Annotated in this window: 17 protein-coding genes; 13 read left to right on the forward strand and 4 right to left on the reverse strand. The window is 61.9% G+C overall.

Annotated features, from left to right (window positions below; translation table 11 throughout):
• The first annotated feature begins 2 nt into the window (after positions 1–2).
• From PWG15_RS23480 to PWG15_RS23490, 3 genes are all read left to right on the forward strand, one after another.
• Positions 3–1163 (forward strand): CaiB/BaiF CoA transferase family protein, encoded by a 1161-nt coding sequence (locus tag PWG15_RS23480; RefSeq protein WP_275026438.1) that lies wholly within the window; start codon positions 3–5, stop codon positions 1161–1163.
• Positions 1160–2296, forward strand: a complete 1137-nt coding sequence (locus PWG15_RS23485; RefSeq protein ID WP_275026439.1) for an ABC transporter substrate-binding protein — start codon at positions 1160–1162, stop codon at positions 2294–2296. Before PWG15_RS23480 ends, PWG15_RS23485 begins: the two co-directional genes overlap by 4 nt.
• A 170-nt stretch (positions 2297–2466) precedes the next feature.
• On the forward strand, positions 2467–3393 hold the full coding sequence (locus PWG15_RS23490) for a nucleotidyltransferase and HEPN domain-containing protein (protein ID WP_275027184.1): 927 nt from the start codon (positions 2467–2469) through the stop codon (positions 3391–3393).
• A 277-nt stretch (positions 3394–3670) separates the two neighbouring features.
• On the opposite strand, the gene PWG15_RS36585 is transcribed toward PWG15_RS23490, so the two are convergent.
• On the reverse strand, positions 3671–3841 hold the full coding sequence (locus PWG15_RS36585) for an ATP-binding cassette domain-containing protein (RefSeq protein WP_275026440.1): 171 nt from the start codon (positions 3839–3841) through the stop codon (positions 3671–3673).
• 189 nt (positions 3842–4030) lie between these two features.
• On the opposite strand from PWG15_RS36585, the gene PWG15_RS23500 reads away from it, so the two are divergent.
• Both PWG15_RS23500 and PWG15_RS23505 read left to right on the forward strand, forming a co-directional pair.
• On the forward strand, positions 4031–4327 hold the full coding sequence (locus PWG15_RS23500) for a type II toxin-antitoxin system TacA family antitoxin (protein WP_058321439.1): 297 nt from the start codon (positions 4031–4033) through the stop codon (positions 4325–4327).
• Positions 4324–4821 (forward strand): GNAT family N-acetyltransferase, encoded by a 498-nt coding sequence (locus PWG15_RS23505; protein WP_275026442.1) that lies wholly within the window; start codon positions 4324–4326, stop codon positions 4819–4821. Before PWG15_RS23500 ends, PWG15_RS23505 begins: the two co-directional genes overlap by 4 nt.
• Before the next feature lie 339 nt (positions 4822–5160).
• Here PWG15_RS23505 and PWG15_RS23510 read toward each other — a convergent pair whose 3' ends face one another.
• The 3 genes from PWG15_RS23510 to PWG15_RS23520 form a co-directional block, all read right to left on the reverse strand.
• Positions 5161–5319: an Lrp/AsnC ligand binding domain-containing protein gene (locus PWG15_RS23510; RefSeq protein ID WP_275026444.1), complete on the reverse strand. Its 159-nt coding sequence runs from the start codon at positions 5317–5319 to the stop codon at positions 5161–5163.
• A 90-nt stretch (positions 5320–5409) separates the two neighbouring features.
• Entirely contained in the window at positions 5410–6246 is an 837-nt protein-coding gene (locus PWG15_RS23515) for an amidohydrolase family protein (RefSeq protein WP_275026446.1), read from the reverse strand.
• Between the two features lie 76 nt (positions 6247–6322).
• Positions 6323–7111, reverse strand: coding sequence for an IclR family transcriptional regulator (locus PWG15_RS23520; protein ID WP_275026448.1), 789 nt, complete (start codon positions 7109–7111; stop codon positions 6323–6325).
• Between the two features lie 164 nt (positions 7112–7275).
• Between PWG15_RS23520 and PWG15_RS23525 the strand changes: the two genes are divergently transcribed.
• The 8 genes from PWG15_RS23525 (at position 7276) to PWG15_RS23560 (ending at position 14518) form a co-directional block, all read left to right on the forward strand.
• Positions 7276–8595 carry an extracellular solute-binding protein gene (locus PWG15_RS23525; protein WP_275027186.1) on the forward strand — a complete coding sequence of 440 codons (1320 nt, stop codon included), beginning with the start codon at positions 7276–7278 and terminating at the stop codon, positions 8593–8595.
• Positions 8596–8676: 81 nt separating this feature from the next.
• Entirely contained in the window at positions 8677–9573 is an 897-nt protein-coding gene (locus tag PWG15_RS23530) for a carbohydrate ABC transporter permease (RefSeq protein ID WP_275026450.1), read from the forward strand.
• Positions 9573–10439: a carbohydrate ABC transporter permease gene (locus PWG15_RS23535; protein ID WP_275026452.1), complete on the forward strand. Its 867-nt coding sequence runs from the start codon at positions 9573–9575 to the stop codon at positions 10437–10439. The genes PWG15_RS23530 and PWG15_RS23535 overlap by 1 nt, the downstream gene beginning before the upstream one ends.
• Positions 10440–10445: 6 nt before the next feature.
• On the forward strand, positions 10446–11543 hold the full coding sequence (locus tag PWG15_RS23540) for an ABC transporter ATP-binding protein (protein WP_275026454.1): 1098 nt from the start codon (positions 10446–10448) through the stop codon (positions 11541–11543).
• Between the two features lies 1 nt (position 11544).
• On the forward strand, positions 11545–12657 hold the full coding sequence (locus PWG15_RS23545; protein ID WP_275026456.1) for a mandelate racemase/muconate lactonizing enzyme family protein: 1113 nt from the start codon (positions 11545–11547) through the stop codon (positions 12655–12657).
• Between the two features lie 11 nt (positions 12658–12668).
• The gene (locus tag PWG15_RS23550) at positions 12669–12998 is read left to right on the forward strand and encodes an L-rhamnose mutarotase (RefSeq protein WP_275026457.1); all 330 of its coding nucleotides are present in this window, start codon (positions 12669–12671) and stop codon (positions 12996–12998) included.
• Positions 12991–14070 carry a Gfo/Idh/MocA family protein gene (locus PWG15_RS23555; RefSeq protein ID WP_275026458.1) on the forward strand — a complete coding sequence of 360 codons (1080 nt, stop codon included), beginning with the start codon at positions 12991–12993 and terminating at the stop codon, positions 14068–14070. The genes PWG15_RS23550 and PWG15_RS23555 overlap by 8 nt, the downstream gene beginning before the upstream one ends.
• Before the next feature lies 1 nt (position 14071).
• On the forward strand, positions 14072–14518 hold the full coding sequence (locus PWG15_RS23560) for a MaoC/PaaZ C-terminal domain-containing protein (RefSeq protein WP_275026459.1): 447 nt from the start codon (positions 14072–14074) through the stop codon (positions 14516–14518).
• Position 14519: the final 1 nt, after the last annotated feature.

A 14519-nucleotide genomic window follows, 5' to 3' on the forward strand; every position in this document is an offset into this window, starting at 1 on the left:
CGATGACCGAACCAAACGAACTGCCGCTCTCGGGCCTTGTCGTCGTCGACATGAGCCAGTTTCTCTCCGGCCCCTATTGCTCCTTGCGCCTCATGGATCTCGGCGCGCGGGTCATCAAGATCGAACGACCCGACGGGGGCGACCTGTCACGCCGGCTCTATCTGAGCGACACCGAGATCGGCGGCGACTCGACGATTTTCCATGCCATCAACCGCGCCAAGGAGAGCCTTGCAATCGACCTCAAGAACGAGGCTGATTTTGCGGCCCTCAAGGCGTTGCTCACCAAGGCTGATGTGCTGATCCAGAACTTCCGCCCCGGCGTCATCCAGCGTCTCGGGCTCGACTACGAGGCCGTCAAGGCGATCAATCCGAAGATCGTCTATGCCTCTATCAGCGGCTATGGCGAGGAGGGCCCCTGGGTGAAGCGCCCCGGCCAGGATCTGCTGGCGCAATCGCGCTCGGGCGTCATGTGGCTGAACGGCGACGAGGGCCAAGGGCCGGTTCCCTTCGGCCTTGCGATCGGTGACATGCTTGCCGGCGCCGCCGCTGCTCAAGGGATTCTTGCGGCCCTCGTTCGCCGCGGCATTACCGGCAAGGGCAGCCTGATCGAGACCAGCCTGCTCGAAGCGCTCGTCGACTTCCAGTTCGAAGTGCTGACGACGCATCTGAACGATGGTCGCCGGCTGCCGACGCGTTCCGGCTTTCGCAGTGCGCATGCCTATCTGTCTGCGCCCTATGGGGTCTATCCGGCCAAGGACGGCTATCTCGCCATCGCCATGACGCCGATCCCCAAGCTTGCCGATCTCCTGGAGATGCCCGAACTCGACGCCTATCGCGACAATCCGGCCTCCTGGTTTTCCGAGCGCGACAGCATCAAGGCGCTGATCGCCAAGCGGATCGCCGATAATACCATTGACCATTGGCTCGGTGTGCTGGAGCCCGCCGACATCTGGTGCGCGCGTGTGCTCAACTGGAATGAACTCATCGAAAGCGAAGGCTTCCGGGCGCTCGATATGCTGCAGACGGTCGTGCGCGAGGACGACGTCTCGATCCTGACGACGCGCTCACCTTTGCGGGTCAACGGCAAGCGCGCCCAGGTTGACCGTGCCGCACCGCGCATCGGCGAGCACAGCGTCTCGATCCGCGAGGAGTTCGGCCTGTGAGCATCACATTGAAGGGCATGACCTGGAGCCATCCGCGCGGCTACGATCCGATGATCGCCTGTTCGCGGCTCTGGCAGGAGCGCACAGGCATTACGGTCGAATGGGACAAGCGCTCGCTGCAGGATTTCGAGACCTATCCGGTCGAGGAACTCGCACGGGCCTATGACCTCATCGTCATCGACCATCCGCATGTCGGCCAGATCACCAAGGAGAAATGCCTGGCGCCGCTCGATGTTGCGGGCCGGGAGGCGGAGCGGCGCGCGCTGGCGCAGGCGAGCGTCGGTCGCTCCTATCCGAGTTACACCTGGCAGGGCCGGCAATGGGCCTTCCCGATCGACGCGGCGACGCAGGTCCAGGCCTGGCGACCCGACCGGGCCGACCGCGCGGCGGATTGGTCTGAAATGCTGGTCATGGCGCGGCGGGGAAAGGTCGCGCTGCCGATGCGCCCGCCGCATTCCCTGATGTGCTTCTATACGCTTTCGGCCAATCTCGGTCATCCCTGCCGCAGTGACGGGATGGGGCAACTGATTGCTACCGACGGGGGCGTAGAGGCCTTCGAGCGTCTGCGGGAGCTGACGGACCTGATCGAGCCGGCCTGCTTCTCGATGGATCCGATCGCAGTGCTCGAGGCGATGAGCGAGCCACAGTCGAGGGCCGTATGCGCGCCGCTGATCTACGGCTATGTCAGCTACGCCATGCCCGGTTTCCGATCTTCTCTCGTCAGGTTCGGCGATATTCCCGTGGCCGGGCGGAACGGACCTTCCGGCTCGGCCCTCGGCGGGACGGGAATTGCGGTCTCGGCGTTCTCCAAGGCGGTCGATGCGGCAATCGATTTCGCCTATTTCGTCGCGAGTGGCGAAGTCCAGCGCGGCCCCTATGCTTCAGGTGGCGGACAGCCCGGCCACGCGGCCGCCTGGGACGATGAGGCCGTAAATGCCGCGACGTTCGACTTTTATCGCGCAACGCGCAAGACGCTGGAAACCGCCTGGGTTCGCCCAAGGCACGATGGCTACATGGCCTTCCAGCAGGCAGCTTCGGATCGGATCAATGACGGCCTCATGCGCAAGGACGCGGCGCGAAAGGTCGTCGACGATCTCAATCGCCTATTTGGTGCGAGCTTTGCTCCCACTTGAGCAGCCGGCGACTGCTGCGCAGCTTAGCGGCAGGGTCTTCGATCCGGGGAAATGAAGGGCAGCGCGTAGCGGCTGGATTTCATATCGAGATCTGCGGCGCCGCGTGTGGGCGCGACCTACTCATAAATCCTGTAGTAGACGACGAGTCGTCTTTATCCTATCGGTTGAATATGAAAACGAGCCTCGAACATCTTCCCGAGAAGAAGCAGCGCGAGCTTGCCCGCGTTGTGGAGATCATCCACGAGGAGTTTGCCGATGCGCTCGAGGGAGGCTCCGCCGACTTCAAGAAGCGCGGCCGGATCTTAAAGATCATCCTGTTTGGTTCCTTCGCCCGCGGCACCTATGTCGACGAGCCGCACACAATGAAGGGCTACCGCTCGGATTACGATATCCTCGTCATCGTCAATTCGAAGAAACTCGCGGAACCGGAATACTGGGATAAAGCGACCGACCGGCTGATGTGGGACAAGAGCGTCTCGACGCCGGTTGGGCTGATTGTCCATGGCGCGCGGGAGGTGAACAACTTCCTTGCGGACGGGCAATATTTCTTCGTCGACATTCTGCGCGAGGGCATATTGCTCTACGAACTCGATGACCGGCCACTGGCCGAGCCAAGGCGGCTGAGCCCGGTGGAGCGCTACCGAACCTCCGCTGACCATTATTCGGCTATGTTGCCCGCTTCGGTACGCCTATTAGAAACAACCCGATTCCATCTCCACAAGTTGAAGGGAGATCCGGGATGGGCAAAAGATGCAGCCTTTACTTTGCACCAGGTTATCGAACGACTATATTCGACGGTGCTTCTTACCCTCACCAATTACAGCCCGCCTTCGCACAACCTCAAATTTCTCCGAGGTCTCGCCGAGGATCGGGATCAGCGGCTCGTCGACGCCTGGCCGCGCGACCAACATCGCTTTACTGCTTGGTACAACGTTCTCAACGAAGCCTATGTGAAAGCACGCTATTCGAAGCAGTTCGAGATCACCGAGGAAGGGCTCGCGTGGCTCCTCGGGCGGACGGAACATCTTCTTCGGCTCGTCGAGACGATCTGTCAGGAGCGGTTGAACGAACTGGCTCAAGCAGCGGACGCCACCTGAGCCCTTGTCTCGGTCGCGGATCGATGGACGGGTCGGTGTTTCGACCACGTTTACGCCATCACGCGACGAAGTCGTAAGCCAGCCAACCTTGGTCGGAGCCTGGACTTGCGTATGACTGAGAAACGTTCTCAGACGGCAGGGTCGCAAACCGTCCCGTCTTCGGAGCGTTTGGCGTCTGTTGGTTGTGTTTGGCACCAAACGAGGTGATTTGGGGGCGAAAACCGTCACAATCGATACTCTGGCGCCGCAGCTCGGCGTCGGACAGTTTTCCGAGAACCTAGCCCTGAACCCCGATGCTGCCGGAGGTCGGGGTTTCCAGATGCAGGATCGAGCGGGTGAGCGTCGTCTTTCCCGAGCCGCTTTCGCCGACAAGGCCGAAGCTTTCGCCCTTGGCACTTGCTTCGGCGCCCACGGCTTCGACCGCATCGACGGCGCCGACAGCTATCACGGCCCATGGGCAGGGACCCTTAGTTGGCTGCCGCAAATCGCGAAGCTACGGTTCTACTCCCATCAAGGCGTGCAATGAACCTCATGCTGCTGAGATAGCCCACGACCAATATGTAACGACATAATCTTTACGGTCCTTGTAAAGATGATGTCGTTACGCTATCTAAATGAGTGCAGACAGGAGTTTTCCATGGCCACCTCGAACACGAGTAAAAGTCCGGACGCAAGCGTGCCGCTAAATATGCGAATCAAGCCTGCGACACGCAACTTGATCGACCGAGCCGCCGAGTTGCTTGGTAAGACGCGCACGGACTTCATGCTTGAGGCTTCCGAGCGCCGCGCCGAGGAAGTGCTGCTAGACCGTTCCGTATTCACGGTCAGCCCCGAAATCTATGCCGAGTACCTTGCCCGGCTCGATGCGCCCGCGCAAACAAATGAGCGTCTGAAACGCACCATGTCGACCAAAGCGCCGTGGGATGAGGCGTGAGTCTTAACGCACCGACACCACTGGCCGATCAGCACGAACTGGCAGACTTTAATTCCGGTGTGCCTGAACTAGACGACTGGCTGCGTCGCCGCGCCCGTACCAATCAGATTGGCGGCGCATCGCGAACATTCGTCGTGTGCGAAGGAAATCGCGTCATCGCCTATTATGCACTCGCCTCCGGCGCAGTGAAGCAGCCGGAAGCACCTGGTCGGTTTCGGCGCAACATGCCTGATCCAATTCCGGTTGCCGTGCTTGGCCGCCTCGCCATCGATGGGGCCTATCAGGGACGCGGTATCGGCAGAGCGTTAGTGCGCGACGCAGGTTTTCGCCTGCTCAATGCCGCAGAGATCCTGGGTATCCGCGGCGTGCTGGTGCATGCAATTTCCGAGGACGCGAGGGCCTTCTATGAGGCGGTCGGCTTCCTGCCCTCGCCATCGGACCCAATGATGCTTATGGTCGGGTTACATGATCTCAAAAGCGCGCTCAACTTCTAACCGCAACTTGTGAACTATCAGCACCCATTGGCCAGGCAAGTTCGCGTCCTGCTCCATGCATCGCATAATGTATCGTCGGGAACGCGCTTAGTCGGTCTACTCTTCCGATCGTCGAAGCATTATTATTCTTGGGCTTGAGATAGCTGATCCATTCCGTGCCGGTAAACCTCCAATTCGAGCTTTCGAAACCCCACCGCGTCCACTCCGCGCTGTCCGCTTTAAAGACGGGCCGAACGGCTGATACTTTCCCAACTTTGCAGCAAGGTTGGCTTGCTTAAGTCCTGAAGGCTCTCGCTTCCCGCTTCAAGACGTGGATTTCCATTTCATCGCCTCGAGCGGTTAGGCGGCAAACCATTTGGGTCGGCTTAGAATGACGTGCATCCGCATGTTGCGGATGCCAATGTCGGCGACCACCATATCGTTGATCAGGGGGTCGACTTCCTGCACGTCCGAGCACACGACGAGCGCGATGAAATCCGGATCTCCGCCGGCGCGCATACAGTCGACGGCCTAGGAAAACCCAACGAACTCGCGTTCGAACTGGACGGCGATCGTCTCGGGCCGGATACTATCCATGTGAACCATGCGCTAGGCGAGCTTCCAGATTCGCCGCGCATTGCCGGAGAGCAACTTGCGCTTTTCGTCCGCGCTGCAGCCCTCAAGTAGAGCGTGGGTGGCGCCGACCCAGGTCGACAGACTTCCGCCGAGGGTGCAGACCGGCCAGTCGCTTCCCCAGACCACCCGATCCCATCCGAAGACGCTGATCGTGTGTTCGACATACGGGCGCAATGTCTCCATCTGCCAGGCCTCGTCGGCATAGGCGACGACGCCGGAGATCTTCGCCGTGACGTTCGGCCGTCGCGCGATCTCGCTCATGTGCTCGCGCCAGGGATGCTCGGCGCCGCCGCGAATATCGGGAACGCCGCAATGGTCGAGGATGAACTGGACCTCTGGCGCAAGGTCGACAAGCGCAATCGCCCGCGGGATCTGGTGCGGCAGGACGCAGAGGTCGAAGGTAAAGCGGCGCCCGCCCAGCTTTCGAATGCTGTCGCGAAAGGTCTGCTGTTCCGACAGATCGTCAGGCATGACATGCAGCACCCGGCGGAAACCTTTGACGAAGGCATTCGCTTCCTGGCGTTCGAGGTAGGCCGCAAAACCATCGTCTTCGGGGCGGCCGGCAGCGATGGCACCCTTGAGCAGGCTGCCTGGCTCCCTCGCCAGCCGTCCGATCTCTGCCGTCTCCTTCTCGATCTCAGACGGCGAGACGTCGACCTCCATGTGCAGGCAGGCCTCGATGCCGAGCCGCCGTGCTTCGCGCTCGTAGGTGGCGTAGAGGAAGTCCTGGTCAAGCGCCGGCACGCCGGCGAGCCAGGGATAGGTGAGCTTCGACCTGTCGATCAGGTGAAGATGGGTGTCGATGATCAAGGCGCTCCTCCTCCAAACGGCATCTCACATAAGAAAGACCTGTTCAAATAAGAAGTAAGGCTGCAATCGACGGTCGTCAATCGGTTGTCGGGGCCACGTCCGAGCCGGCCAGCGTCGACAGTTGCTCGGCGGTTTTCAAGAGCAGGACGATCGTTTCGGTGATATCCGGGGCCGTGGGCGCGTTGACCAGCGCGATGTAGGGCACGGTCAGCGCGGCGATGCCGCGACCATCAGGGCCCAGGATCGGTGCCGAGAGGTTATAGACGCCAGCCGTCTGTGCGCTTGCCATCATCTCGTAGCCGCGCTCGCGGATCTGGTCGAGCCGGGCGTAAAATTCCGGTCCGCGTACGACCTCATCTTTGCTCTTGGCATGTTCGGCGATCATCATCTCGCGCTCTTCGGCCGAGCGGAAGGCAAGAAGGATGTGGCCGGACCCGGTATCGAACAGGCTGATGTGCGATCCGACCCGGATCGAAATGCCCCAATAATCAGGCGCTTCCTGCTGGGCAATGACCACGGCCGAACCGCGGTCGAACACGGCGAGGTGGTTTGCCTGCTTCGAGCGCTGCGCCAGGTCGCGCATCAACGGTGTTGCGTAGGAAGCGAGCCTGCGAACCGGCGCATGCAGTTGCGAAAGACCGAACAGCTTTAGTGTCAGGGAATAGCGATCGCCGTCGATGCGGGTGACGTAGCCGCGCCGCACGAGCCGGTCGAGCATCCGGTAGAACTCGTTGGGGCTGCGGTTCAGGCGCTTGGAAATCTCCGCCTGCGTCAGGCCGCCGTCGACGCTGGCGAGCAACTCGAGAATGTCGAGCCCCTTGTCGAGGGCGGGTGCGCGATAGCGGTCAGACTCTTCGGTGTCCATGCAGCCTCCTTGGTGAATATTCATATCCATATACGCAGACAAAGGCCCCGACAAAGGAAAGTTCTCCCTTGACGCCCGATGAATTTGTTGTTTGTATATGAATTAGTTTCTCATACATGAGAACGTCATGCCGGGAAGAGGGCATGAACCAGGGAGGAGTGGATATGGAAAGGCTGCTTGCCGGCGTCTCTGCCGGTGTCGTCATGCTTGCCTGTGCGATGGGGGCGGCCAGTGCCGCTGATCTGCCCGGCAAGTTTGAAGGCGTCACGATCGACGCCAAGCTGATCGGCGGACAGCAATACGAAAAGCTTTACGAGCGTATCGGTGAGTGGGAGAAGGCGACCGGCGCCAAGGTCAACATCCTGTCGAAGAAGAACCACTTCGAGCTCGACAAGGAGATCAAGTCGGATATCGCGACCGGCGGCGTCAGCTGGTGCGTGGGTTCCAACCATTCGTCTTTCGCTCCGCAATATCCTGACATCTACACCGACCTGCTCGCGCTTCTGCCGCCGGATGAGATCGCCAAGTTCGTGCCGGCACTGATCGATGCCTCGACACTCGACGGCAAGCTGGTGATGCTGCCGCGCGCCCAGTTCGACGTTTCGGCCCTTTACTACCAGAAGAGCCTTTACCAGGACGAAGCCAAGAAGACCGCCTTCAAGGCGAAGTACGGCTACGACCTAGCGCCGCCGGACACCTGGGCTCAGGTCAGCGATCAGGCCGAGTTCTTCGCCGCGCCGCCGAATTTCTACGGCACGCAGTTTGCCGGCAAGGAAGAGGCGATCAACGGTCGCTTCTATGAAATGCTGGTAGCTGAAGGCGGCGAGTATCTCGACAAGGACGGCCGCCCTGCCTTCAATTCGGAAGCGGGCGTGCGCGCGCTCGACTGGTTCGTCAAGCTCTACAAGGACAAGGCGGTGCCGCCGGGCACGACCAACTATCTCTGGGATGACCTCGGCCAGGGCTTCGCCTCGGGCTCGATCGCCCTCAATCTCGACTGGCCTGGCTGGGCGAGCTTCTTCAACGACCCGAAGTCCTCCAAGGTCGCCGGCAATGTCGGCGTGAAGGTGCAGCCGGCCGGTTCTTCCGGCAAGCGCACCGGCTGGTCGGGCCATCACGGCTTCTCGGTGACCGAAGATTGCGCCAACAAGGAAGCGGCCGCCTCGCTCGTCTGGTGGCTGACCAACGAGGACAGCCAGAAACTGGAATCGGCTGCCGGCCCGCTGCCGACCCGGACTGCCGTCTGGGAATACAACATCAAGGAAGCCGCGGGCGACGCCTACAAGACCGAAGTGCTGCAGGCATTCCAGGAAGCCGCCAAGCACGCCTTCCCGGTTCCGAAAACGGCGGAGTGGATCGAAATCTCCAACGCCGTCTATCCGGAACTGCAGGCCGCCATCCTCGGCGACAAGACGTCGAAGGAAGCGCTCGATGCCGCCGCCGCAAAGGCGACCGGCATTCTGGAAGACGCCGGCAAGCTCTGAACGTGACCAAAGAGGCGGCGCCGATGCCTTGAAGGCGCCGGTGCCGCCTCAGCCATTTCATGCCATCCTCAGGACTGCCCGATGAAGCTCAAGAAATTGTCAGCACCGGCCTTGCTTCTGCTCCCGGCCTTCGTCGTGCTCGCGGCGGTGATCGTCTTGCCGCTCTTGTTTTCCTTCTATTCGAGCTTTACGCCGTTTCGCCTGACGAAGCCCGAGACGCTGTGGGTCTTCGTCGGCCTGCGCAACTACGCGACTGTTCTTGGCAATGCCGAGTTCTGGGTCGCCTTTGGCCGCACCGTTCTGTTGCTCACGGTGGCGCTCAACGCCGAGATGCTGCTTGGTCTCGGCCTGGCTCTGCTCGTCAACAAGGCGACCCATGGCCAGCGCCTACTGCGCACCGCGATGATGTTTCCGATGATGTTCTCGCCGGTGCTGGTCGGCTTCCAGTTCAAGTTCCTGTTCAACGACAATATCGGCTTCGTAAACAATGCGCTGCAATCGCTGGGGCTCACAGACCAGGCGATCCCTTGGTTGATCGACGGCAATCTCGCACTCCTCTCGATCATCATCGCCGAAGTGTGGTCCTCGACCGCGGTCTTTGCGATCCTCATTCTTGCCGGCCTGCTCGCCATGCCGAAGGACCCGGTCGAGGCCGCCCATGTCGACGGCTGCACGCCGTGGCAGACCTTCCGCTACGTCACCTGGCCCTATCTCATGCCGTTCGCCTTTATCGCCATGACGATCCGTTCGCTCGACGTGGCGCGGGCCTATGACATCGTCAAGATTATGACCGACGGCGGCCCGGCCAAGCGCACCGAGCTTCTCTGGACGCTCGTCGGCCGCACGGCCTATGCCGACGCGCGCATGGGGCTTGCCAACGCCATGGCCTATGTCGCGATCCTGCTTTCGATCGTCTTCACCGTCTATTTCTTCCGCAAGCTCGCCGCGGCGCGCCAGCAGATCGGAGCCGAGTGGTAATGGATATCAACGCTTCGCACCGCCTGCGCCGCCGCTTCCTGAAAGTCGCGCACCTGATCGGCCTGTTTCTCGCCATGGCCGTGATCTGCCTGCCGGGTCTGTGGATCGTGCTGTCGTCGCTGCGACCGACCGTCGAGATCATGGCAAAACCGCCGGTCTGGATCCCCGAGAGCATCTCGCTCGATGCCTATCGCGCCATGTTCTCGGGCGCGGGGCAGGGTGGCGTTCCCGTCTGGGATTATTTCCGGAACTCTCTGATCATCTCGGTGACGTCGACGGTAATCGCGCTCGCGATCGGCATGGCCGGTGGCTACGCCTTTGCCCGCTATCGCTTCAAGGCGAAATCGGCGATCTTCCTCGGCTTCATGCTGACGCGGGCCGTGCCGGGCATAGCGCTGTCGCTGCCGCTCTTCATGCTCTACGCCCGCACCGGCATCATCGACACGCACTTTTCGCTGATCCTGACCTATGTGGCGCTCAACGTGCCCTTCACCATCTGGCTGATCGACGGCTTTTTCCGCCAGGTGCCGAAGGATCTGGCCGAAGCGGCCCAGATCGATGGCTGCACGCCGTGGCAGGCCTTCTGGCAAGTGGAGTTTCCGCTGGCCGGTCCCGGCATTGCGTCCGCCGGCATCTTTGCGTTCCTGACGTCCTGGAACGAGTACGCGCTCGCCTCGCAGATCACCCGCTCGGTCAACTCCAAGACCCTGCCGGTCGGTCTTCTCGACTACACCGCCGAATTCACCATCGACTGGCGCGGCATGTGCGCACTGGCCGTGGTCATGATCATTCCGGCGCTGACCCTTACCTTCATCATTCAGAAGCACCTCGTCTCGGGTCTCACCTTCGGCGCGGTGAAAGGATAATCGTTCATGGCTCCTGTCACCCTCAGGAAACTGGTCAAGCGCTACGGCGCGCTCGAGGTCGTCCACGGCATCGATCTCGAAGTGAAGGACCGCGAGTTCATCGCACTCGTCGGCCCGTCCGGCTGCGGCAAGTCGACGACGCTGCGCATGATCGCCGGCCTCGAGGACGTCAGCGACGGCGCGATCGAGATCGGCGGCCGCAAGGTCAACGACCTGCCGCCGCGCGCCCGCAACATTTCCATGGTGTTCCAGTCCTATGCGCTTTATCCGCATATGACGGTCGCCGAGAACATGGGCTTCTCGCTCAAGATCGCCGGGCGATCGGCCGAGGACATCAAGGCGCGGGTCGACGAGGCGGCGGCCATCCTCGACCTCGGCCACCTGCTCGAACGCCGGCCGTCGCAGCTCTCCGGCGGCCAGCGCCAGCGCGTCGCCATGGGCCGCGCGATCGTGCGCCAACCGGACGTCTTCCTCTTCGACGAGCCGCTGTCGAACCTCGACGCCAAGCTCAGGACGCAGGTGCGCACCGAGATCAAGAAGCTGCATGCCCGTATGCAGGCAACGATGATCTACGTCACCCACGACCAGGTCGAGGCGATGACGCTTTCCGATCGCATCGTCATCATGCGCGACGGCTACATCGAGCAGGTGGGCACACCGGAAGAGGTGTTCCAGCGCCCGGCCACCAAGTTCGTCGCCGGCTTCATCGGCTCGCCGCCGATGAACATGGACGAGGCGATCGTCGACAACGGCGCACTCACCTTTGCAAGCGGCGCGCGCCTGCCGATCCCGCCGCGCTTCGCCAAGGCGTTGCGCCCCGGCCAGAAGGTGACGTTCGGCCTCAGGCCCGACGATATCTATCCGAGTGGCCACGGCCTGCATGCCGGCGACCCGGCGGCCGTGCACGAGGTCGAACTGCCGGTGTCGATCACCGAACCGCTCGGCAACGAGACACTGGTCTTCATCCAGTTCAACGGTCGAGACTGGGTGTCGCGCATGCTCAATCCGCGTCCGCTTGGCTCGGGCGAAAAGGTGCGCATGAGTTTCGACCTCTCACGCGCCCATCTCTTCGACATCGATACCGGCAAGGCTCTGGAAGGCTGACATGGCAAGAATTGAGAAAATCGAACTGCGCATGGTCGACCTGCCGCCAAAGGTGAAGCGGACCGATGCGATCCAGAGCTTCGTCAGCCAGGAAACACCCATCGTCACCATCACCGACAGCGATGGCGCGACCGGCACGGGCTACAGCTACACGATCGGCACCGGCGGTTCGTCGGTGATGCGGCTTCTCTCCGATCACCTGGTGCCTTATTTGATTGGCGAGGATGCCGATTGCATCGAGGCGATCTGGCACAAAATGGAGTTTGCGACGCACGCGACGACCATCGGCGCGATTACCGCGCTGGCGCTGGCGGCCGTCGACACAGCCCTTTGGGACCTGCGCGCCAGGAAGCAGAAGCTGCCGCTCTGGAAGCTCGCCGGCGGCGCCAAGGACAGTTGCCCGCTCTACACCACCGAGGGAGGCTGGCTGCATATCGAGAAGGAAGCGCTGGTCGAGGATGCGCTGGCCGCCAAGGCCAAGGGGTTCTCCGGCTCGAAGGTGAAGATCGGCAAGCCGCACGGCTCGGAGGACTATGATCGTCTGTCGGCGATGCGCAAGGCGCTCGGCGACGGCTTCGAGATCATGACCGACTGCAACCAGGGCTTCACCGTCGACGAGGCGATCCGCCGGGCGTCACGGTTGAAGGAGCTCGACCTTGCCTGGATCGAGGAGCCGCTGCCAGCCGACGATCTCGACGGCCATATCCGGCTGACGCGCTCGACGCCGACGCCGATTGCGGTTGGTGAATCCATGTACTCGATCCGCCATTTCCGTGAATACATGCAAAAGGGCGCCTGCTCGATCGTGCAGGTCGATGTCGCCCGCATCGGCGGCATCACGCCCTGGCTGAAGGTTGCGCATGCGGCCGAAGCCTTCGACATTCCGGTCTGCCCGCACTTCCTGATGGAGCTGCATGTCAGCCTCGTCTGCGCCGTGCCCAACGGCAAGTATGTCGAGTACATTCCGCAGCTCGACGACCTGACGACTAAGGGCATGGAGATCAAGAACGGCCGCGCCATGGCGCCATCGGAACCGGGCATCGGCATTTCCTGGGACTGGGATGCCGTTGGCGCCCGCTCGATCGACGAATTCACCCGCGAGTTTCGCAAGTAGGGGAGGTCATCATGCAACGCATGGGAATGGTGATCGGCCTCGAAGCGTCGAAGGTCGCCGAATACAAGGCCTTGCATGCCGCCGTCTGGCCGGAGATCCTCGCGCTGATCTCCGAATGCAACGTCACCAACTATTCGATCTTCCTGAAGGAGCCCGAGAACCTGCTGTTCGGCTACTGGGAATATGTCGGCTCGGACTTCGCAGCCGACATGGCAAAGATGGCGGCGCACCCGAAGAACCAAAAATGGTGGTCGGTCTGCATGCCTTGCCAGAAGCCGCTTGAGACGAGACAAGAAGGCGAGTGGTGGGCGATGATGGAAGAGGTTTTCCATCATGGCTGATGACTTCGATCCTGGTACACTCAGGCAGTGGTGGCCGAAGCCGAGCAATCCGCGGCCGATCGTCATCTTCGGCGCTGGCAGCATCGTCGGCGACGCGCATCTGCCAGCCTATCGCAAGGCCGGTTTCCCGGTTGCCGGGATTTATGATCCGGACCATGCCAAGGCGTTTCAGCTTGCTGAAAGCTGGGGTATTCGCGCCTATCGGACCGAAGACGAAGCGCTTGCGGTGCCGGGCGCCATCTTCGACCTCGCGACGCCGCCCGCCGCCCATGCCACGATCCTTGGCCGGTTGCCGGTGGGGGCTGCCGCACTGATCCAGAAGCCCATGGGGTCGGATCTCACAGCCGCAACTGAAATTCTGGAAATCTGCCGCGCGCGCAAGCTTAAGGCCGCTGTCAACTTCCAGCTCCGCTTCGCGCCGATGATGCTGGCGCTGAAGGATGCGATCGCCAGGGGATATCTCGGCGAGGTCGTGGATTTCGACGCCTGGCTGGCGCTTGCGACCCCGTGGGGTCTTTGGCCGTTCCTGAAAGGCCTGCCGCGGATCGAGATCGCCATGCACTCGATCCACTATCTGGATCTGGTGCGCGGCCTGCTCGGCAATCCGTTGGGCGTGCATGCCAAGACGATCGGCCATCCGAACCACGAGGTCGCGCAGACGCGCACGGCGGCGATCCTCGACTACGGCGATCGCGTGCGCTGCGTGCTCTCGGTCAATCACGACCATGATTTCGGCCGCAAGTTCCAGGCCTGCGAATTCCGCATATCCGGCACCTCGGGTGCGGCCTACGTCAAGCTCGGCGTCAACCTCGACTATCCGCGCGGCGAGCCCGACGAACTCTGGATCCGGCCGGCGGGTGCTGCCGACTGGGTTGCCGTGCCGCTTGAAGGTGCCTGGTTCCCCGACGCCTTCGCCAACCGCATGGCCAACCTGCAGCGGTTCGCAGCCGGCGAGGACGAAGCACTGATCGGCTCGGCCGAAGACGCCTGGCAGACGATGGCCCTCGTCGAGGCCGCCTATCAATCAAGTGCTGCGCCGGCAACGGCGATCGCGCCACTTCCGGGACGCTGACATGTCAGAGCAGATCATCCACTTCGAAGACTACGAATTGGGGCATGAGCGCCTGACGACAGGCCGCACCATCACCGAGACCGACTTCGTCGTTCACGCCGGCCACACCGGCGATTTCTTTCCGCACCACATGGATGCGGAATTTGCCAGGACCCTGCCGGGCGGCCAGCGCATCGCCCATGGCACCATGATCTTTTCGATTGGCGTCGGTCTCACCGCATCGCTGATCAATCCGGTTGCCTTTTCCTACGGCTATGATCGTCTGCGCTTCGTGCGTCCGGTCCATATCGGCGATACGATCCGCACCCGCGTGACGATCTCGGCCAAGGAGGACGATCCGAAGCGGCCGAACGCAGGTCGCGTGGTGGAACGGTTAGAAGTCATCAACCAGCGTGGCGAGGTCGTCCTCGCCGCCGACCATATCCTGGTCGTCGAACGCAAAGCATGAG

Source organism: Ensifer adhaerens, from assembly GCF_028993555.1.
In the GTDB taxonomy this organism is placed as follows: Bacteria; Pseudomonadota; Alphaproteobacteria; order Rhizobiales; family Rhizobiaceae; genus Ensifer; species Ensifer adhaerens_I.

Excerpts from the sequence above, each read along its gene's own strand:
- PWG15_RS23480 (WP_275026438.1), top strand. The coding sequence starts at position 3 with ATGACCGAACCAAACGAACTGCCGCTCTCGGGCCTTGTCGTCGTCGAC.
- PWG15_RS23490 (WP_275027184.1), top strand. The coding sequence starts at position 2,467 with ATGAAAACGAGCCTCGAACATCTTCCCGAGAAGAAGCAGCGCGAGCTT.
- PWG15_RS23500 (WP_058321439.1), top strand. The coding sequence starts at position 4,031 with ATGGCCACCTCGAACACGAGTAAAAGTCCGGACGCAAGCGTGCCGCTA.
- PWG15_RS23510 (WP_275026444.1), bottom strand. The coding sequence starts at position 5,319 with ATGCGCGCCGGCGGAGATCCGGATTTCATCGCGCTCGTCGTGTGCTCG.
- PWG15_RS23520 (WP_275026448.1), bottom strand. The coding sequence starts at position 7,111 with ATGGACACCGAAGAGTCTGACCGCTATCGCGCACCCGCCCTCGACAAG.
- PWG15_RS23525 (WP_275027186.1), top strand. The coding sequence starts at position 7,276 with ATGGAAAGGCTGCTTGCCGGCGTCTCTGCCGGTGTCGTCATGCTTGCC.
- PWG15_RS23530 (WP_275026450.1), top strand. The coding sequence starts at position 8,677 with ATGAAGCTCAAGAAATTGTCAGCACCGGCCTTGCTTCTGCTCCCGGCC.
- PWG15_RS23535 (WP_275026452.1), top strand. The coding sequence starts at position 9,573 with ATGGATATCAACGCTTCGCACCGCCTGCGCCGCCGCTTCCTGAAAGTC.
- PWG15_RS23540 (WP_275026454.1), top strand. The coding sequence starts at position 10,446 with ATGGCTCCTGTCACCCTCAGGAAACTGGTCAAGCGCTACGGCGCGCTC.
- PWG15_RS23545 (WP_275026456.1), top strand. The coding sequence starts at position 11,545 with ATGGCAAGAATTGAGAAAATCGAACTGCGCATGGTCGACCTGCCGCCA.
- PWG15_RS23550 (WP_275026457.1), top strand. The coding sequence starts at position 12,669 with ATGCAACGCATGGGAATGGTGATCGGCCTCGAAGCGTCGAAGGTCGCC.
- PWG15_RS23555 (WP_275026458.1), top strand. The coding sequence starts at position 12,991 with ATGGCTGATGACTTCGATCCTGGTACACTCAGGCAGTGGTGGCCGAAG.
- PWG15_RS23560 (WP_275026459.1), top strand. The coding sequence starts at position 14,072 with ATGTCAGAGCAGATCATCCACTTCGAAGACTACGAATTGGGGCATGAG.